This window comes from Pantoea sp. E2023-21 (genome assembly GCF_051302795.1).
Taxonomy (GTDB): Bacteria; Pseudomonadota; Gammaproteobacteria; order Enterobacterales; family Enterobacteriaceae; genus Pantoea; species Pantoea ludwigii_A.
In genome coordinates this window covers 3163227-3181447 of record NZ_CP195344.1, presented here as the reverse complement: position 1 = coordinate 3181447, position 18221 = coordinate 3163227, and the positions used below count along the sequence as shown (strand labels likewise).

General features: G+C 52.5%; 19 protein-coding genes. 6 read left to right on the top strand and 13 right to left on the bottom strand.

Translation table 11 applies throughout. The features are described 5' to 3' along the window. Positions 1 to 8: 8 nt before the first annotated feature. A complete protein-coding gene (locus tag ACRQ84_RS14995; protein WP_483816470.1) occupies positions 9 to 494 on the top strand; it encodes a MarR family winged helix-turn-helix transcriptional regulator in 486 nt (161 codons plus the stop codon). Here ACRQ84_RS14995 and recG read toward each other — a convergent pair. The 5 genes from recG to gmk are packed head-to-tail and all read right to left on the bottom strand — an operon-like array spanning position 491 to position 6353. Next, positions 491 to 2569 (bottom strand): ATP-dependent DNA helicase RecG, encoded by a 2079-nt coding sequence (gene recG, locus ACRQ84_RS14990; RefSeq protein ID WP_483816469.1) that lies wholly within the window; start codon positions 2567 to 2569, stop codon positions 491 to 493. The genes ACRQ84_RS14995 and recG overlap by 4 nt on opposite strands. Beyond that, the gene (gene trmH / locus ACRQ84_RS14985) at positions 2566 to 3261 is read right to left on the bottom strand and encodes a tRNA (guanosine(18)-2'-O)-methyltransferase TrmH (protein ID WP_483816468.1); all 696 of its coding nucleotides are present in this window, start codon (positions 3259 to 3261) and stop codon (positions 2566 to 2568) included. The genes recG and trmH overlap by 4 nt, the downstream gene beginning before the upstream one ends. Before the next feature lie 3 nt (positions 3262 to 3264). Further along, positions 3265 to 5376, bottom strand: coding sequence for a bifunctional GTP diphosphokinase/guanosine-3',5'-bis pyrophosphate 3'-pyrophosphohydrolase (spoT, locus tag ACRQ84_RS14980; protein WP_064741547.1), 2112 nt, complete (start codon positions 5374 to 5376; stop codon positions 3265 to 3267). A 20-nt stretch (positions 5377 to 5396) separates the two neighbouring features. Beyond that, positions 5397 to 5672, bottom strand: coding sequence for a DNA-directed RNA polymerase subunit omega (gene rpoZ, locus ACRQ84_RS14975; RefSeq protein ID WP_007885265.1), 276 nt, complete (start codon positions 5670 to 5672; stop codon positions 5397 to 5399). A gap of 57 nt (positions 5673 to 5729) precedes the next feature. After that, a complete protein-coding gene (gene gmk / locus ACRQ84_RS14970) occupies positions 5730 to 6353 on the bottom strand; it encodes a guanylate kinase (protein WP_064741546.1) in 624 nt (207 codons plus the stop codon). Between the two features lie 240 nt (positions 6354 to 6593). Here gmk and ligB point away from each other — a divergent pair, with 240 nt between their 5' ends. Beyond that, positions 6594 to 8336 (top strand): NAD-dependent DNA ligase LigB, encoded by a 1743-nt coding sequence (gene ligB, locus ACRQ84_RS14965; protein ID WP_483816467.1) that lies wholly within the window; start codon positions 6594 to 6596, stop codon positions 8334 to 8336. On the opposite strand, the gene ACRQ84_RS14960 is transcribed toward ligB, so the two are convergent. Further along, positions 8277 to 8894, bottom strand: coding sequence for a trimeric intracellular cation channel family protein (locus ACRQ84_RS14960; protein ID WP_064741544.1), 618 nt, complete (start codon positions 8892 to 8894; stop codon positions 8277 to 8279). The genes ligB and ACRQ84_RS14960 overlap by 60 nt on opposite strands. A gap of 291 nt (positions 8895 to 9185) precedes the next feature. Here ACRQ84_RS14960 and ACRQ84_RS14955 point away from each other — a divergent pair, with 291 nt between their 5' ends. Further along, a complete protein-coding gene (locus ACRQ84_RS14955) occupies positions 9186 to 9878 on the top strand; it encodes a response regulator transcription factor (RefSeq protein WP_064741543.1) in 693 nt (230 codons plus the stop codon). An 81-nt stretch (positions 9879 to 9959) separates the two neighbouring features. On the opposite strand, the gene ACRQ84_RS14950 is transcribed toward ACRQ84_RS14955, so the two are convergent. From ACRQ84_RS14950 to ACRQ84_RS14925, 6 genes are all read right to left on the bottom strand, one after another. Continuing rightward, positions 9960 to 10604, bottom strand: a complete 645-nt coding sequence (locus ACRQ84_RS14950) for an oligosaccharide flippase family protein (protein ID WP_064741573.1) — start codon at positions 10602 to 10604, stop codon at positions 9960 to 9962. A 73-nt stretch (positions 10605 to 10677) separates the two neighbouring features. After that, positions 10678 to 10944 (bottom strand): phosphoribosylaminoimidazole carboxylase, encoded by a 267-nt coding sequence (locus tag ACRQ84_RS14945; RefSeq protein ID WP_064741542.1) that lies wholly within the window; start codon positions 10942 to 10944, stop codon positions 10678 to 10680. Between the two features lie 435 nt (positions 10945 to 11379). Further along, the gene (locus ACRQ84_RS14940) at positions 11380 to 11775 is read right to left on the bottom strand and encodes a hypothetical protein (RefSeq protein ID WP_064741541.1); all 396 of its coding nucleotides are present in this window, start codon (positions 11773 to 11775) and stop codon (positions 11380 to 11382) included. A gap of 111 nt (positions 11776 to 11886) precedes the next feature. After that, on the bottom strand, positions 11887 to 13032 hold the full coding sequence (locus tag ACRQ84_RS14935; protein ID WP_483816466.1) for an alanine racemase: 1146 nt from the start codon (positions 13030 to 13032) through the stop codon (positions 11887 to 11889). Between the two features lie 93 nt (positions 13033 to 13125). Beyond that, positions 13126 to 14049 carry a kdo(2)-lipid IV(A) palmitoleoyltransferase gene (lpxP, locus tag ACRQ84_RS14930; RefSeq protein WP_483816465.1) on the bottom strand — a complete coding sequence of 308 codons (924 nt, stop codon included), beginning with the start codon at positions 14047 to 14049 and terminating at the stop codon, positions 13126 to 13128. A gap of 425 nt (positions 14050 to 14474) precedes the next feature. Beyond that, positions 14475 to 15338 (bottom strand): YicC/YloC family endoribonuclease, encoded by an 864-nt coding sequence (locus tag ACRQ84_RS14925; RefSeq protein ID WP_064741538.1) that lies wholly within the window; start codon positions 15336 to 15338, stop codon positions 14475 to 14477. A 286-nt stretch (positions 15339 to 15624) separates the two neighbouring features. Here ACRQ84_RS14925 and ACRQ84_RS14920 point away from each other — a divergent pair, with 286 nt between their 5' ends. The 3 genes from ACRQ84_RS14920 (at position 15625) to pyrE (ending at position 17458) form a co-directional block, all read left to right on the top strand. After that, positions 15625 to 15933, top strand: a complete 309-nt coding sequence (locus ACRQ84_RS14920; protein WP_483816464.1) for a DUF3574 domain-containing protein — start codon at positions 15625 to 15627, stop codon at positions 15931 to 15933. 117 nt (positions 15934 to 16050) lie between these two features. Then, positions 16051 to 16767: a ribonuclease PH gene (rph, locus tag ACRQ84_RS14915; RefSeq protein ID WP_064741536.1), complete on the top strand. Its 717-nt coding sequence runs from the start codon at positions 16051 to 16053 to the stop codon at positions 16765 to 16767. Between the two features lie 49 nt (positions 16768 to 16816). Continuing rightward, entirely contained in the window at positions 16817 to 17458 is a 642-nt protein-coding gene (gene pyrE / locus ACRQ84_RS14910; RefSeq protein WP_008109749.1) for an orotate phosphoribosyltransferase, read from the top strand. Between the two features lie 87 nt (positions 17459 to 17545). Here the strand turns inward: pyrE and slmA are convergent, their stop codons facing one another. Then, positions 17546 to 18142 carry a nucleoid occlusion factor SlmA gene (slmA, locus tag ACRQ84_RS14905; protein WP_008109747.1) on the bottom strand — a complete coding sequence of 199 codons (597 nt, stop codon included), beginning with the start codon at positions 18140 to 18142 and terminating at the stop codon, positions 17546 to 17548. Between the last annotated feature and the right edge of the window lie 79 nt (positions 18143 to 18221).

Genomic DNA, 18221 nt, shown 5'->3' with positions numbered 1-18221 from the left:
TAACGTCAATGGAAAGTGTGCAAAATACACATAATAGTGCATCATTCGATGATCTGCACAACGCGCTGCTGATGATTGTGGGGACATTTAACCGTCCGCAACGTGATGAATTATTGATTAAAGAGTCGAATATTCAGCTTGATCGCGCGCTGTTTCCGCTGCTGATTCAGATCGGGCGCTTCGGCCCGATTGGCGTGGTGGAACTGGCAGAGCGTGCCGGACGCGATTACACCACGGTGAGTCGTCAGGTGGCTAAGCTGGAGGAGTTAGGGCTGGCGAAGCGCCAGAAAAATGGCAAAGATAAACGGGTGAATGAAGCAGTAATTACTGCGGCAGGTAAAGCGATGACCGACAAAATCGATGCGGCGCGCGCGCAGATTTATCAAAACCTGTTTGCAAGCTGGCCGGATGAAGAACGCGCCGAATTAGCACGTCTGCTACAGAAGTTTGTCGGGGATTTTATGGCTATTGATAAGGCCAATACGACGGATTAAGCGTTGCTGTAGCGCTCGGTTTCCGGCAGCCAGCGCTCAATAAGAGCCTGCGCTTGTTCCGGATAGTGCTGATGGATATGGCGCGCCACGCGCTGAACTTCGGGAATCATGCCTTGATCACGCAGCAAATCAGCCACTTTAAACTCTGCGTTGCCGGTTTGACGCGTGCCGAGCATTTCACCTGGACCGCGAATCTCCAAATCGTGCTGGGCAATGACAAAGCCGTCATTGCTGTCGCGCAAGACTTGCAAACGTTTTTGCGCGGTTTTGCTGAGCGGCGCTTTGTATAGAAGCACGCAATGCGAGGCGACGGCCCCACGACCAACACGACCACGCAGCTGATGTAGCTGCGCTAAACCAAGGCGTTCCGGATTTTCGATAATCATCAGGCTGGCATTTGGCACATCCACGCCCACTTCGATAACCGTGGTGGCGATCAGCAACTGGATTTCATTGGCTTTAAACGCTGCCATCACCGCCTGCTTTTCGGCAGGCTTCATGCGGCCGTGCACCAGGCCGACCTGCAAATCTGGCAGCGCCACTTTTAGCTCTTCCCAGGTTGCTTCCGCCGCCTGCGCCTCCAGCACTTCGGATTCTTCAATCAGCGTACACACCCAATAAGCCTGACGCCCTTCATGGCAGGCGCTTTGCACACGCGTAATGATCTCGCTGCGGCGGCTATCGGGAATCGCCACCGTGGTCACCGGCGTGCGTCCCGGCGGTAATTCGTCAATGGTTGAGGTATCCAGATCGGCGTAAGCGGTCATCGCCAACGTGCGCGGAATCGGCGTCGCGGTCATAATCAGCTGATGTGGATGGAAACCTTGCTCCTCGCCTTTTTCCCACAGCGCTAAGCGTTGATGCACGCCAAAGCGGTGCTGCTCATCAATGATCACCAGCGCCATACCGTTGAATTTCACCTGCTCCTGGAATAGCGCATGCGTGCCAACCACCATCGCGACCTGGCCGCTGGCAATCGCTTCCTGCTGTGCTTCGCGCGCTTTGCCTTTTTGCTTGCCCGCTAGCCAGCCCACTTCAATTCCCAGTGGCGCAAACCACTGGCGGAAGTTGTTGGCATGCTGCTCGGCCAGCAATTCGGTCGGTGCCATCAGCGCCACCTGTTTGCCGTGCGCGATGACGTTCAAGGCGGCCAGCGCGGCCACCAGCGTTTTACCGGAGCCCACATCGCCCTGCACCAAACGCATCATCGGAAAATCGTTGGTCAGATCCTTTTCGATTTCTGCCACCACACGGTTTTGCGCACCGGTCGGTGAAAAGGGCAGCGCCGCCAGCAGTTGATCAACCAGTTCGTGGCGAGCGGTCATCGGCAGCGCATGATGGCGCTGCGCCCCGGCACGTACCGCCAGCATGCTGAGGTTATGTGCCAGCAGCTCTTCCAGAATTAAGCGTTTCTGTGCCGGATGGCGGCCGGTTTCCAGCTCACTCAGACGCATATCCGGCGGCGGACGATGCAGCGTGCGCAGTGCATCTGGCAGGCTAATCATCCCGCCGCTCAGTTCGGACGGCAGCAGTTCGGCAATCGGGCAACTCTCTAACAGCGTCAACGCTTGATCGGTGAGGTTGCGCAATGTCGCCTGGCGAATGCCTTCGGTGGTGGGATAAACCGGCGTCAGGGTTTCCTGCAGCTCCACGCCGCCTTGCTCGCCCTGTATGCGATACTCGGGATGAATGATTTCAGCACCGCGCTGACCGCGTTTAATCTCGCCATAGGCTGTAACGCGACTGCCCGGTGACAGGCTGTTTTTCATCCCGGCATTGAAATTGAAGAAGCGCATGGTCAGCATGCCGCTGCCATCGCTGATGTGGCACACCAGCATGCGACGGCGACCAAAGGTGATTTCGCTGCTCAGCACTTCACCTTCCACCGTGGCATAAACGCCCGGCAGCAGGTCATTAATTTTATAAAGTTGGGTGCGATCTTCGTAGCGCAGTGGCAGATGCAGCAGTAAATCCTGAATGGTAAACAGGCCAAGTTTGGCCAGCTTTCCCGCCTGACTGGCGCCGACGCCGGTCAGGGTACTGAGCGGGATGGCATCCAGCAGACGGCCTTTCATTTTCTACCTGTCGATTGCATGGTGGCCCACCACTCGGTGTCAGCTTCCACCTCGCCCCGGGCATTAATATGCGGATAAGGCAGGTTTTTCTGCTTAGCGACGCGCGCCAGCACCGGATAACCGCCTTCGAACAGCAAACGCTGTTGCTCATCTTCATCCAGCAAGCTGTAGGTGCGCTGATACATTCCGGCATTCTGCCGCTGGCGTTGTGCTTCGTACAGAATCAGCGCCGAAGCCACCGAAACATTGAGCGACTGCACCATGCCAACCATCGGCACAATGATGTCCTGATCGGCCAGCGCCAGTGCTTCAGCGGTAATACCGGTTTTTTCCTGACCCATCAAAATGCAGGTTGGTTTGGTGTAATCGATCTCGCGAAAATCAACCGCTTTGGCCGACAGATTAGTCGCCAGCACTTGCATGCCGCTCTCTTTCAGATGACGGACCGCTTCGGCGATATGACGATGCGTTTTGACCTTTACCCAACTGTTGCTGCCGGCAGAAGCGGAAACCATGGTACGCATCCGTACGCTTGGCCAAACAGCATGCACTTCATGGATGCCTACCGCATCGGCGGTACGGATCACCGCAGAAACGTTATGCGGTTTATGCACCTGTTCCATGCAGACGGTGAGATCGTGCTGGCGCAAGGCCAGCATCTCCTGAATTCGGGCAAAGCGTTGAGCGTTCATGGACTAATTACGGTTTCGGTGAACTTTGATCACGTCCGGCATTACGCGGATTTTGCGCATAATATTCGCCAGATGGACGCGATCGTTCGCGGTGAGGCGGATAAAGGCGCTATACACGCGACCATCACGCTCTTCAGTATTCAGGCTCTGAATATTGGAACCGGCGGTATTGATTGCCGCAGTCAGGTTCGCCAGCGCGCCCTGATGATTGAACATGTCGACTTTAATCTCAGCGACAAATTCCTGATCAATCACTTTATCCCACTCTACCGGCATGAACTTTTCAGGTTCTTTTTGATAGCCGCGAATGTTACGGCAGGATTCGTGATGCACCACCAGACCTTTACCGGGACTGACGTGCGCCACAATCGGGTCGCCAGGGATTGGGCGGCAGCATTTGGCAAAGGTAATCAACACGCCATCTGCGCCTTTGATCGGCAGCTTTTTGCGTTTGCTGTTGCTCTGCGGCGCTTCACTGCCTGACTGCAGCAAGTTCTTCGCCACGACCACGCTCATGGCGTTACCCAAGCCAATTTCTGCCAGCAAATCATCGATGGCAGTCAGCTTCATGCGTTCAAGTTCGTGCTGAATATTCTCGAGCGGAATCTCTGCCAACTTTTTGCTGCCGCCGAGCGCGTGGCTCAACAGACGACGGCCAAGGTTGACGGAGTCTTCACGTTTAAGGTTTTTCAGCAACTGACGAATTTTGGCGCGTGCTTTAGAACTGACGACAAAATTGAGCCAGGCAGCATTCGGACGTGCGCCCGGTGCGGTAATAATTTCAATGGTTTGACCGCTGGTCAGCGACTGTGACAGCGGATAAGGCTGACGATCGACACGCGCGCCAACACAGGCATGACCAATATCGGTATGCACCGCATACGCGAAATCGACTGGCGTGGCGCCCGCCGGCAATTCGACAATGCGGCCTTCCGGCGTGAACACATAGATCTCATCCGGGAAGAGATCGGATTTCACGCTTTCAATAAATTCAAACGAGCTACCGGCGCTTTGCTGCAGCTCAAGTAAGCTTTGCAGCCAGCGTTGGGCACGAATTTGTGCGGTGGTACCGCTGATTTCACCGGTCTCTTTATAAGCCCAGTGTGCAGCCACACCCATTTCTGCCATCTGATCCATATCTTCGGTACGGATCTGCACTTCAACGGGCACGCCATGCGGGCCAATCATTGAGGTGTGCAGCGATTGATAGCCGTTGGCCTTGGGAATGGCGATGTAATCTTTCACGCGTCCGGGACGCGGTTTGTACAAGCTGTGCATCTGTCCGAGCACGCGATAACAGGTATCCAGATCTTTCACGATGACGCGGAAGGCGTAGATATCCATGATCGAGTGAAAACGCTGCTCTTTCAGGTGCATTTTGCGGTAGATCGAATAGAGATGTTTTTCGCGTCCACTTACACGGCAGGGAATTCCTGCTTCCTGTAAGCGACCATCGATTTCAGCGAGGATCTTCTGAATCATCTCTTTTCGGTTACCGCGTGCCGCTTTCACCACCTCTTTAATCACGCGGAAACGGTTGGGGTAGAGCGCTTCAAAGCCGAGCTCTTCCAGTTCTGTTTTCAGGTGATGAATACCAAGGCGGTGCGCCAGAGGACTGTAAATCTCCAGCGTTTCCAGCGCGATACGGCGTTTTTTATCCGGACGTAATGCGCCGAGCGTGCGCATGTTGTGCGTGCGGTCAGCCAGTTTGATCAAGATGACGCGGATATCCTGCACCATTGCCATGATCATTTTGCGGAAGTTTTCAGCCTGCGCTTCTTTCTTGTCGCGGAACTTCAGCTTATCGAGCTTGGATACACCTTCCACCAGTTCGGCAACGCTTTTACCAAACAGCTGTTCCATATCCTGGTAAGTGGCGGGCGTATCTTCGATCACGTCATGCAGCAGCGCCGCCATTAGCGTTTCATGGTCGAGTTTCATCTCGGCCAGAATGCAGGCGACAGCAACAGGATGGGTGATGTAAGGCTCGCCGCTGGAGCGTGTTTGACCCTCGTGGGCATCACGCGCGACTAGATAAGCTTGCTTGAGGCGCTTAATTTGCTCCTCAGGCAAGTATTTTTCAATCAGTTGATTGAGGCTTTCAAACAGATACAAGGGCGACCTGCGAAGTGCTGTTAACGACGACCTTCAGCGATAGCGGTAACGGCTTGTAACTCAGCGGCTTCCTGCTCATGCTGTTCCTGACGATCACGGACATCCAGAATCTGGGTCGTGATCAGACCTTCTTCGATTTCGCGCAGGGCGATAACGGTTGGCTTATCGTTCTCTTCTGGAACCAGCGCATCTTTACCGCCTACCTGCATCTGACGTGCACGACGTGCAGCGACCAACACCAGGTCAAAACGGTTACCAACTTTCTCTACTGCGTCCTGAACGGTTACGCGTGCCATAGGTGTGCTACTCCACAGATGATGAAGAAATGACTGGGCATAATACTGAAAGTGAATTCAGACTGCCAATAGTTTGCTGATTAAAGCATCATGTCGCGATTTTTGGCGACCCATACGCAGACGTTCTGCGCGGATAATGGTTTTCAGATCTGACAGCGCCAGATCGAAATCATCATTAACAATTAAATAGTCATACTCGGCGTAGTGGCTCATTTCCGCCACGGCCTGTTGCATACGACGGGCAATCACCTCTTCGCTGTCCTGACCGCGGCCACGCAGGCGACGATCCAACTCTTCGGTAGAAGGCGGCAACACAAAGATGCTGCGCGCGGCAGGCATTTTCTTGCGAATCTGCTGCGCACCTTGCCAGTCGATATCCAGGAATACGTCAACGCCGGTCGCCAGCACCTGCTCAATCGCAGCGCGTGACGTACCGTAATAATTGCCAAACACTTCCGCATGCTCGAGGAAGTCGTCTGCTGCAATCATGGTCTCGAATTCGGACTTAGAGACGAAAAAGTAGTGCTCACCATGAGCTTCACCGGGACGCACGCCACGGGTGGTATGAGAAATAGACACCTGCGTATCGTACAGCGGTTGTGTCTTTAACAGCGCCTGAATCAGGCTGGATTTACCCGCGCCGCTGGGGGCGGAAATTATATAAAGCGTGCCTTGAGCCATGGTTATCTTGAATTGAGTAAAGAGCGGAGTCGATTTCCTGCACAGTATACACGGCTTGGGGATGTCACGCAGCGTTTGCCGCTTGGCTGAGGCAATTCTTTTTTCTGTGAAGCCGCGCCAGAGGCTGATGTAGCAGACTGCAACAGCGATTTAATGTCTGGAATCTGCTTCCAGCGCGCGATTTTCATGGCTGGTAAATGCCTGTGCTGCGCTTTCCAATAGCGAAAAAGGAGAGCGAAGATGAAAGGATGCCTGAGTCTATTGTGTTGCTTATTCAGCATGGGTTGCTGGGCCGTAGCGCTGTGCCCGAACTGGTCGCCAGTGCGCGCGGGGCAGGAAATCGAACAGCTGCAAACCCAGCTACGGCAATGGGATGACGCGTATTACCGGCAAGGTACCAATCGTGTGACCGATGCCGATTACGACAGCCTGCAACAGCGATTACAGCAGTGGCAACGCTGTTTCACCCCATCGCAGATGACCTACGATGCGCGACTCACCACCGATGGCAGTACACATCATCCGGTGGCGCATACCGGCGTGCGCAAACTGCGCGATAAGCTGGCAGTGGCGTACTGGATGCAGGATAAATCTGCGCTGTGGTTACAGCCCAAAGTCGATGGCGTCGCTGTCACCTTGGTGTATCGGCAAGGTCGGTTGGTGTCATTAATCAGCCGGGGCGATGGTTTGCGTGGTGAGGAGTGGCTGGCCAAATCACCGCATATTCCTGCCATTCCACAAGTTATTGATACGCTGCGCGAAAACGTGGTGCTGCAAGGTGAGCTATTTCTACAAATGACCGATCATCAACAGGCGCGTGATGGGGGGAAAAATGCACGTGCCCAAGTTGCCGGAGCGATGATGCGGCACGACACCAGCCCGCTTCTTGAGCGACTTGGTATATTTATTTGGGCGTGGCCGGATGGTCCGGCGTCGATGTCCGATCGTCTGACACAACTAACACAATGGGGCTTTGGACTCGCACAGAGCTGGAGTCGTCAGGTGAGTAATGAAGAGGAGATTGCGATATGGCGCGATCGCTGGTTCCGTGAATCGCTGCCGTTTGTCACCGATGGCGTGGTGATCCATCAATCACCTGCCAGCGCAGGGCGCGACTGGCAGCCCGGTCAGGGCCATTGGTCAGCGGCATGGAAATATCAGCCGGCGGAAGTCAGTAGTGAAGTGCTCTCTGTCGATTTCAATGTAGGACGCACAGGCAAGATCGCCGTCGTACTGAATCTGATTCCGGTACAACTCGATGACAAAACGGTACGGCGGGTCAATATTGGCTCACTGCGACGCTGGCGCGAACTGGATGTGATCGCGGGTGATGAAGTGACGCTCACGCTAGCGGGATTAGGTATTCCCCGGCTGGAACGGGTGATTTGGCGCGTCGTGCAGCGCGATTATCCACCATCGCCTCAGGATGGTGAATTCCACGGCTTAACCTGTCTGCACTTTAGCGCCGATTGCCGGGCGCAGTTTTTGTCTCGCCTCAGCTGGTTAAGCCAGAAATCGGTGCTCGATATTGCGGGTGTACAGCGCAGTAGCTGGCAGCGCCTTCTGGATAGTAGCGTTATCAGCCATCTCTTTTCCTGGCTGACGCTGACGCCAGATCAGATTGCGCAGGCCAACGGCATTACGTCTGCACGAGCCCAACTCGTCTGGCACCGCTTTAACCTGACGCGACAGCAGCCGCTGCGGCGCTGGGTGAGTGCGCTTGGCTTGCCGTTACCGCGCACGGCACTGCAGGCGCTCCCGGATACGCAGTGGTCGCAGCTAATGGCGCGAACGGCGGAAAGCTGGCAGCAGTTGCCCGGTATCGGTAACGTTTTGGCACAGAGGATTGTGATGATGCTGCAGGATGCGAGCCTGCAGCAATTGATTCATTTTCTGCAACAGCAGGATATTCCTGCTGCTGACTCAATGTTCAGGGTGGGGATAGTTGAAGATCGGCAAACCGAGGCGGAAACGCAGCGCTAGCAAGCGAGCGAAGAAGCCGAACAGTAGCGTGATGATCACCACCGCTTCATGGGCCAGCGGCGTTTTCAACAGCAGGATATACATCCAGCCCGAGGCGAAAGCGATACCGGCGTACAGCTCTTTCTGGAACACCAGCGGAATGCGGTTGCAGAACATGTCGCGTAACACCCCGCCAAAAACGCCGGTGATCACGGCGGCGATGGCGGCGATGATGGCGGCGTGCCCGCTGTCCAGCGCAACCTGAGCACCAATAATGGAGAAAACCACCAAACCCAACGCATCCAGCACCAGAAACACTTTGCGCAGATGCGTCATCAGCGGTGCAACAAAAGTAGTCACAACCGCGGCGGCGGCCACGATCATGATGTATTCAGGATTTTTGACCCAGCTAAGTGGGTAATGGCCCAGCAAGATGTCACGCACCGAACCGCCGCCAATGGCGGTCACTGAGGCGATGATAATCACGCCAAACAGGTCCATTTTACGACGTCCCGCCGCCAGCGCGCCGGTCATGGCTTCGGCAGTAATACCAATAATATAGAGAACGGTTAATAACATTGAGCACTCCAACAGATTGGCGGCAAGGCTAAGGATTTTTCAGAGTGTAGACCACTGAGATTTTCTAAATAAAACGTCATCGGATTAGCCGTTATAATGGCGTGCATGCTAACAGGCTTAATTGGAGGGATAAATCAGCTTTTGCCAAGGATTTCGCATAAGTATAAATGATGCGAAATAGCGTAAAACCTCTCTTCTTAAGTTCATTCCTATTTGTGTCGTAAGTGATTACTGCCTGCTCAACCGGGCTTATTACTCATTGGCTTTAGACGAAGCAACTATTGGACAGGCATGAAAATTCGTAACGAAGACATACTCTTTTTTTCCTCTGACAAACTGGCGGCGCTAGGGCTGGAAAGTATTTTGGCTACGCTACCTGCCGTGAGTCAGATACATGAGTTGTGGTCGCTCAGCACCGTGATAGCTCAGTGTGAAAAACTCAAACCACGGCTGCTGGTATGTATCTTTCATGAAAATATGCCGTTGGCGGGCACCTTAAAGGTGCTTTACGCTTTGCAACAACAATTCCCTACGATGCAGATCATGGTGCTAACACGACGTTTGTTGCCGTTAATGCATGCGCTCAGTCGCTACCTGCCTTCGCTCAGTATTCTGGACTTAAAATCCTCATGCCAGAGGATTACCAGTCGTTTACTCACCTGTATCAACACCCATGCGCAGATTCAGTTATTAGAAGGCGCTGATATTTTGCTTCCTGATCGTCAGTTACGGGTGTTACTGATGATGGCGTGGGGTTACAGCACGGAGCAAATAGGTGTTCGCTTGGGTATCAGTCATAAAACGGTGAATGCACACAAGCTCAATGCGCTGGCGCGGCTGCAGATCAAAAGCAAGAATGATATGGCCGATCTCTTTATGGTAATTGATGAGTTACGCATGCTGGTCAGCTGGCTGCGTTTGCAGCGTAACGGCAAGTTAAGTGAACTCAACGTTAACTCTCTGGAAGAGTTGCTGGAAGCCTAAAAAAGAAAAAAGCGTGCTGGCGACCAGCACGCGAACGCATCTTTTCAGATGCCCAGAGCCCACCATACAGACTTGTTTTTATTATCCGTTTCTTGCTCGCACGTTAGCGAAACTTTTCAGGCTAAAACGGTATTCTGGCTGGAACCAGGAACGACCGTAATAGCAGTAGATCAGCATTCTAATGGATACCATGGCAAGGTAACCCCAGATAGCGCATAGCACTGAAGGTGTCAGCCACACGGTAAAGAGTGTGATGCCTAATCCCACCAGCACAGAAGAAGCTTCTGCAAAAGCGATGCGCGAAAATTGGTTTTCCCGCTGTAATATGGCGCGATAATGTTGTCCCTGCGGAATGATGATGAATATAACTGAAATCATTTCCAGCATTACTGCCATTTCGGGTTGTTCCATTACTCGGCTTGAAATATCACTGCCAATAAATAATGCGGAAAAAATTGCCAGCCCAATTAATACATTTCCCCAATATAGAATTGATAGATCGCTATTATTAAGGTTTTTATTTCTGATAATCGCATTGCCAAATCCGCGATCGGCAAGTGTGTCAATGATCAATAACATCACAATAGCAATGGCGAGTAAATCAAGCTCATTAGCCTGAAGTATTTGCGCCAGAAGAGAAAGTTGTAAAACACCAATGCCGACGATTTTAATCGATGACAAAAATGACCATTTTGAATGGGTCAGATTTTTTTCTTTTATCGCCATACTCTGCTCGTTATGGTACATGTACCAGTGCAATTAAGGGTTTACTCTGGCCATAGCCAAAGCACAGTTCACATCAATGCAACGATTCCTGGCGCAGACCTGAAATACCTTTCAGGTGTTGCCACGTAAAGATGCTTTCAATTAGATGATGTCCTGAATTTAAAAAGATGCCCCTGGCGCGTAATGGTGTTGTTGTCTTACTGGTATCTCCTCCTGTGCGGAGGAAATCCGTAAGATCATTATAAAATCCCTTTGCGTTTATATATTCCCCGGCCAGCATCCGCCTGGCAATCTCAACAAATTCTTTTTCTGATAACAAAGGATAGGTTGAGCGATCCATGTTATTTCCCTGCTGTTGTTATTATGGTTACTGCTGTGTGTGAAAGAGTTATACCGTGTTTTAATTAAATTAACACCATCAGAAAACTCCTATAAATAGACCGCAGGAATAAATGGTTTCAGAATTTGCATCAGAATATATAAGGCGAGAGATTCACTATTTATTAGTGCTTTTCTTCATTCCGGACGTCTTAATGAAGAAGTGAGTAATAAAAATAGAAAAAACGTCGATAAATCAGAGTGGCTCAGCCTTTTTCTGCTCATCCTCACCAGGAACTTTCCTGTTGAGGATGCATAAGCTGGACTGGTGATTAACAGATAAATACATCATGCTTTGAACAAAATAGTTAAACGCTACTGTGCAAAAAAGAAACCGAATTTTATAAATTGATTCCAGCACGAGGTAAAGAGATGTTCATGGCATAATACATTGATTCTAATGAGTTAATAGATGAAGTAGCTGCTCCAGGTCGCGTTTTACCCATGCTACATCCTCTGCAAACTTCTCGTCGGACATGAAGGGCTGACGATAAACTACCATCACCACCTCCGCGCCCTGCTCGTTAGCAATCACCCGCATTGGCATATAAATCTCTTTACCGGTTCCGGTATCAATCCAGTGATCCATCACGCCAAACGGATTATGGGGCGTGAAGCGGATCTTCACTGTCCCCTCGGGACCTTTGGCTTTCCAGCCGTTACCTTCCTGCGTCAGCGTGCGGGTGCTGAGTCCGCTGGCCCATTTGGCAAAGCATTCTGGTTTCCAGATGGTTTCATACAAATCTAACCAGTTACGTGGAACCGTAAGTGTGACGGTCTGAGATGGCAGCATGGAACCTCCTGATGAGCAAACAAGAAGCCATTAAAGCACGGTGATACCGGGCTGCAAACGGCCCGGTCATGGAAGTGTGGGTCAACAACGATTTCCGTGAAACCGCTGTAATCAGATAAACTTGCCGCGCCCCTGAATATCCAGTTCTTCGCCAGAGCCGTCAGCCTGGCGCAGCACGAAGCGATCGGACTGCGCCACCACGGCGCAACTATGGTTAGGAAAGATACGCATCAGTGCACCAACGGGTGGCGCTGGATCGCTGTATTGCAGGAAGCCATGCTCTTCCGACAGTTTTAACACTTCATAGTGATTGCCTTGTTCATCCACGGCAATGCCAAAACCACTGGCATTGGTACCATGCGGACCTTTGTCAGAGCTGAGCATTTTGGAACCGGCATCAATAATGGCGAAATGCGGATTGACGGCCACCACGCGTGTCACCACGCTCAGCGCCAGTGCATCCGGCGAGCAGAGACCCAGACGCCATGCGGTCAGATCCAGCAGCGCGTAATTGCCTGGCCGGATTTCATCGCAGCCATCTGCCACGGGGGCCGCCAACGCCGTTGGCGTTGAACCGACAGAAATCGGGCAGTGCGCAAAACCGGCGGCGATTAGGCACTGCTGCACATCACGCATCAGTGCGATTTCCTGTAACGCAACGTCTGCAATCGCAACAGCGTTGCCCGCGCCATAAGCGTGACCGGCATGAGAAATCAGCCCGGCAAAAGTGAGGCCAGCAGCCTGGATTTGTTGCGCCAGCGAAATGGCAGCATCGCTATGCGGATCAATGCCGACACGATGTAATCCAACATCCACCTTGATGGCCAAGGCCAGCTGGCAATCGGGCTGGCGCTGATGCGCAGCGGCAATCGCCGCGACGCCAGTCGCGCTATCGGCAATGCAGGTAATACGCGCCTGATGCTGTGTGGCAATCGCCAGCAGTTCAGCCAGCGTGTCGGCATGCACAATCGGATAAGCCAGCAGCAAATCGCGTTCACCACCCTGAATAAAAGCGATGCCTTCGCTCGGCTTAGAAACGGTAATGCCACGCGCGCCGAGCGCGCGTTGCTGCTGAGCGATCCAGACACTTTTATGGGTTTTGATATGAGGACGCAATGCGACGCCAGCGGCATCGGCTTTTTGCTGCATCTGATGCAGGTTGCGCTGCAGGCGCGGCGCATCAATTTCAAGGTAAGGGGTAAGTCGGTCGGCAATCAGAAGCCGCAACCAGCCAGCCTCAATATTCTGTTCCATCATAATAGTCCGCAGGTGATTACACAGTGCGGACTATCATTCATCAATGCCCGACAGAATGCCAGCCGTTAGCCTAAGGCTTGTTGCTTCAATGGATTAGATATAGAGGGACGCTTCACCCGGCGGACGGGTTTTAAAGCGGCGATGCAGCCAAAGATATTGGTCAGGCGCGCGCAAAATCTCTTTCTCGATCACACGATTCATATAAGCAGCGGCAGCAGCCTCATCTTCATAGGGATAATTTTCCAGTTCTGGCTGAATGATCAGCTGATAACCGCTCTTATCCTGATTACGAATCAACACGATGGTCAGCATCGCGGGTTTTGCCAGTCGAGAGAGCACAAAAGTGCCATTGGTGGTCGCTGCTTGTTTAACGGCGAACAGCGGGGCAAACACGCTGCCTTTTGGACCGTAGTCCTGATCGGGTGCGAACCACACTGCCTCACCTTTTTTCAGCGCCTGCACCATGCCACGTAAATCACGACGGTCAATCATCGCTTTATTTGAACGCATGCGCCCTTTGGTCTGCGCCCATTCCATCGCCTGATTATTGTGTGGACGATACATCGCCATCATCGGCTGACATAAACCCGTAATGCGGCCGCCAAGCTCCAACGACATAAAATGCACGCCGATAACCATTACACCGCGCTGGTGGCTTTGAGCATGCTGCAGGTTTTCGAGTCCGCTCACTTTGAAATAACGACGCACGCGTGCGTCAGACCAGAACCAGGCGATGCCGGTTTCTGCCAGCGCCATACCCAACGATTCGAAGTTGCCGGCGATCATCGCTTCTTTCTTCTCTTCATCAATATTGGGGAAGCACAGCTCAATGTTGCGGCGGGTAATGCGCTCTCGGCGCTTCAGGAAACGACGTGACAATTTACCCGCGCCAGCGCCAAGCCGGATCAGAATAGGATAGGGAAGTTGCACCAGTAGCCACAGAACACCTAGCCCAAACCAGGTAAACCAATAGCGAGGATGCAGAAGAGTTGAGCGGAACTGCCTGGATTTCGTCATAACGCCTTCATGTCGGGAAAAATGTATCGCACAAAGAAGAGAGTCCATGAGTTCCTGGCGGTACAACTGTTCTAATTACGACCAGTAGATTAACAAATAGTGCCGTCAAAGAAACGCGATCTCCACAATCTTTAAGATTAAGAGAACTCATTGATAAAGCGACTGTTAGTGTGTTAATGGCTATCTGGCAGGGAGTTCTCTTTACTATCAGTGAGTTAATGGCCGACCTTAATACGGTTTAACGGGGATATTGGCTCACTCAAAGTCAATTCTGAAAAGATTTTTTATGATTGCTGACACTTATTTAACGCTAACCGTGAAAAACAGAGTTCTTGCTTGCGTAGCTTGTGCGTAAACGGCAACGATTTAGCCAGCCAATCCTACTTTAAGAAGCCCGCTGTAGTGCGGGCTTTTCGAAAAGCATATTACTCGATATTCTGAATCTGCTCACGCATCTGTTCAATTAACACTTTCAGTTCGATCGCTGATGCGGTGATCTCTGCGTTAATCGATTTTGAAGCCAGCGTGTTCGACTCGCGGTTGAACTCCTGCATCATAAAGTCGAGGCGGCGGCCAACGGCTTCTTTCTTTTTCAGGATGTTGTAGGTTTCTTTCACGTGCGCATCCAGACGATCCAGCTCTTCCGATACATCGGTGCGCTGCGCCATCATCACCAGTTCCTGCTCAAGGCGATTATTTTCCAGCTGTACTTCGGCTTCTTCCAGCTTGGTCACCAGACGCTCACGCTGCCACTTAATCACTTCTGGCATTTGCGCGCGTACTTTGCTGACCTCATGCGATACGCCTTCCAGGCGCTGTTCAATCATCGCCTTCAGCGCAGTACCTTCACTTTCACGCGCTTCGATAAAGTCATCTAACGCGCCATCCAGCGCGACCAGCAGTTCGGCGTTGATGGCGTCTAAATCCTGCTCTTGTGCGGACATCACGCCCGGCCAGCGCAGAATATCCAGCGGGTTGATCGCGCCCTCATCGCTCTGCATCTTCACCCAATTGGCAGCCTGCACCAGCTGTTTAGCCAGCGATTCATTCAGCTGCAGTTCGCCTTGCGCGCTGGCATCAGCGTCGTAACGCAGATTGCACTCGATTTTACCGCGCGTCAGGCGATTACGGATGCGCTCGCGGATTACCGGCTCCAGACCACGAAATTGCTCCGGCAGACGGATGTAAGTTTCCAGATAACGCTGGTTAACAGAACGAAGTTCCCAGGCGGCGCTGCCCCAGTGGCCTTTGGCTTCGCGGCGGGCGTAAGCGGTCATACTGCGGATCATAATCGTCTTCTCATTTTCAGAAATGTTGGGTGAAGTATAGCGAGGCCGGCTCGACGCTAACAGGCATAAGCGTACATAAGCTTGAATAACAAAAAATTACCGCTTTTAGCAACAGGCACTTATGCTTATCGCTGGTTCGCTTATAAGGATGATTGTGATGTTGCGCTCTGCGACTCTGCTTGCTTTATTGACGTTACTGCTGGCTGGATGTCAGACACCTTCACCCTCGTTTGAACAGATTCCGCCGAATACTGCGCCTGTTGCAGTGTGTGGTGCGGGAGAGATCATGATGCAAACTACGCTGTGGTTTGGCATCAATAAACCCGATGGCAGCACCATTAGCGCTCTGGAATGGCAGCAGTTTATCGATAATGATGTCACGCCGCGCTTTAAAGAAGGATTATCAGTATCTGATGTGCAGCGGCCGGGCGAGCACGCTAAGCGAGCAACGGATCACAGTAAAACGTTGATGTTGATTCACAACCCGGATCGCATCAGTTCTGACAGCATCAACACATTGCGTGATATCTACAAAAAGCGCTTTGACCAGCAATCAGTGATGCGAGTTGATTCACTGGTATGCGTCGCATTTTAAAAAGTCACTCTCTTTTATTGCGCCCACTCATCCGGAATTGTGCCGATCGTGGGCGGGACAGCCGCGCACGAAGTCCGTATAATGCGCAGCCAAACCTAAGCAAGCCGGAGAGAAACCATGCGTCCAGCAGGCCGTAGTGCATCTGAAACACGTCCCGTCACTATTACGCGTCACTACACTAAACATGCAGAAGGCTCAGTGCTCGTTGAGTTCGGCGAAACCAAAGTGCTGTGCACCGCAACCGTCGAAGAGAGCGTGCCACGTTTCCTCAAAGGCAAAGGTCAAGGCTGGATTACCGCTGAATATGGCATGCTGCCACGTTCCACTCACAGCCGTATGCCGCGTGAAGCGGCCAAGGGTAAACAAGGCGGACGTACGCTGGAGATTCAGCGCCTGATCGCCCGTTCACTGCGCGCGGCAGTAGATTTGGAAGCACTGGGTGAATTTACCATCACGCTGGATTGCGACGTCATTCAGGCGGATGGCGGCACGCGCACCGCATCCATTACCGGTGCCTGCGTGGCGCTGGCCGATGCGTTGAATGCGCTGGTTGCCGCTGGCAAGCTGAAAGCCAGCCCGTTGAAAGGCATGGTGGCGGCGATTTCCGTCGGTATCGTGGGCGCTGAAGCGCTGTGCGATTTGGAATATGTCGAAGATGCCGCAGCCGAAACTGACATGAACGTTGTGATGACCGAAGACGGTCGCATGATTGAGGTGCAGGGCACCGCAGAAGGTGAGCCGTTCAGCCACGACGAGTTACTGCAGCTGCTGGCGCTGGCGCGAGGTGGCATTGAGCAGTTGATTCAGGCGCAGAAAGCAGCGCTAAATAATTGATGTAACAGGCGACCATAGAGTCGCCTTTTCTTTATTTGAGGAGTAAGAAATGAAAGCCTGGCAGCGTCAGTTTATTGAATTCGCCCTGAACAAAGGGGTGCTGAAGTTTGGTGAGTTCACCCTGAAGTCGGGTCGTAAAAGTCCCTATTTCTTTAACGCTGGACTGTTTAATACCGGTCGCGATTTAGCGCTGCTGGGCCGTTTCTATGCGCAGGCGCTGGTGGATGGCGGCGTCGATTTCGACCTTCTGTTCGGCCCGGCTTATAAAGGCATCCCGATTGCCACCACTACCGCGGTGGCGCTGGCCGATCATCATGAGCGCGACGTGCCTTATTGCTTTAACCGCAAAGAAGCCAAAGATCACGGCGAAGGCGGCTTACTGGTGGGCAGCCCACTGCAAGGCAAAGTGATGCTGGTGGATGACGTGATCACCGCTGGCACCGCGATTCGTGAATCAATGGATATTATCAGTGCGCACAACGCTACGTTAGCCGGTGTGTTGATTTCGCTGGATCGTCAGGAGCGTGGACGCAGCGATATTTCGGCGATTCAGGAAGTGGAACGCGACTATAAGTGCAAAGTCACTGCAATTATTACGCTCGCTGAGCTGATTGATTATCTGGAAGAAAAGCCGGAGATGGCGGATCATCTGGCGAAAGTGCGCGCCTATCGCAAAGAGTACGGGATTTAACGACCGGGCAATTGCGCGATGTGTAATGAGGTTGCCATGAATGGCAACCCTACGCTGTAGGGTCGGCATTCATGCTGACCTGCTATTTTAAACCAACTGCGCGGCCATCAGCGGCCAGCGGCTCTCGAAATCTGCGGTCGGACGGAAGCGGAACTCGGAGCGCACATAGCGCGACAACAATCCCTCACAAAATGCCAGTAACTGGCTCGCCAGCAGCGTTTCGTCGTTCTGGAAACCTTCGCCATCGCGCATTTTCTTTTCACGCATCACCTGGCGCAGCTGCACTTCAATGCGTTCAAACAATTGATTGATACGCCCTTGCAGGCGATCCTGTTCAAACATCAGTGCATGGCCGGTCAAAATACGCGTCAGCCCCGGATTACGCTCACCAAATCCCAGAATCAGCTGCACGATTAAACGCAGTCGCGTCAGCGTCTCTTTTTCATCTTTCAGGATCAGATTGATGCGGGTAATCAGACTGTCTTCAATAAATTCGATCAGGCTGTCGAACATGCGCGTTTTGCTGGGAAAGTGGCGATACAGCGCCGCTTCCGAAACGCCTACATTGGCTGCCAGCTTCGCGGTGGTGATGCGCTGACTGCCATCGCCCGACTCCAGCATCTGCGCTAGCGCCTGCAAAATCTCTTCGCGACGGTTCCGTTTCGCGACTTTTTTTTCTGCCATGACCTTCAACACCCCTGAAATTCACCAAAAACAGGCAATACTGCCTCATCTGCCACAAGCAAAGCGGCCTGTGGCGACA

Coding starts and splice junctions, on each gene's coding strand:
- ACRQ84_RS14995 (WP_483816470.1), top strand. CDS start 9: ATGGAAAGTGTGCAAAATACACATAATAGTGCATCATTCGATGATCTG.
- recG (WP_483816469.1), bottom strand. CDS start 2,569: ATGAAAGGCCGTCTGCTGGATGCCATCCCGCTCAGTACCCTGACCGGC.
- trmH (WP_483816468.1), bottom strand. CDS start 3,261: ATGAACGCTCAACGCTTTGCCCGAATTCAGGAGATGCTGGCCTTGCGC.
- rpoZ (WP_007885265.1), bottom strand. CDS start 5,672: ATGGCACGCGTAACCGTTCAGGACGCAGTAGAGAAAGTTGGTAACCGT.
- gmk (WP_064741546.1), bottom strand. CDS start 6,353: ATGGCTCAAGGCACGCTTTATATAATTTCCGCCCCCAGCGGCGCGGGT.
- ligB (WP_483816467.1), top strand. CDS start 6,594: ATGAAAGGATGCCTGAGTCTATTGTGTTGCTTATTCAGCATGGGTTGC.
- ACRQ84_RS14960 (WP_064741544.1), bottom strand. CDS start 8,894: ATGTTATTAACCGTTCTCTATATTATTGGTATTACTGCCGAAGCCATG.
- ACRQ84_RS14955 (WP_064741543.1), top strand. CDS start 9,186: ATGAAAATTCGTAACGAAGACATACTCTTTTTTTCCTCTGACAAACTG.
- ACRQ84_RS14950 (WP_064741573.1), bottom strand. CDS start 10,604: ATGGCGATAAAAGAAAAAAATCTGACCCATTCAAAATGGTCATTTTTG.
- ACRQ84_RS14945 (WP_064741542.1), bottom strand. CDS start 10,944: ATGGATCGCTCAACCTATCCTTTGTTATCAGAAAAAGAATTTGTTGAG.
- ACRQ84_RS14940 (WP_064741541.1), bottom strand. CDS start 11,775: ATGCTGCCATCTCAGACCGTCACACTTACGGTTCCACGTAACTGGTTA.
- ACRQ84_RS14935 (WP_483816466.1), bottom strand. CDS start 13,032: ATGATGGAACAGAATATTGAGGCTGGCTGGTTGCGGCTTCTGATTGCC.
- lpxP (WP_483816465.1), bottom strand. CDS start 14,049: ATGACGAAATCCAGGCAGTTCCGCTCAACTCTTCTGCATCCTCGCTAT.
- ACRQ84_RS14925 (WP_064741538.1), bottom strand. CDS start 15,338: ATGATCCGCAGTATGACCGCTTACGCCCGCCGCGAAGCCAAAGGCCAC.
- ACRQ84_RS14920 (WP_483816464.1), top strand. CDS start 15,625: ATGATGCAAACTACGCTGTGGTTTGGCATCAATAAACCCGATGGCAGC.
- rph (WP_064741536.1), top strand. CDS start 16,051: ATGCGTCCAGCAGGCCGTAGTGCATCTGAAACACGTCCCGTCACTATT.
- pyrE (WP_008109749.1), top strand. CDS start 16,817: ATGAAAGCCTGGCAGCGTCAGTTTATTGAATTCGCCCTGAACAAAGGG.
- slmA (WP_008109747.1), bottom strand. CDS start 18,142: ATGGCAGAAAAAAAAGTCGCGAAACGGAACCGTCGCGAAGAGATTTTG.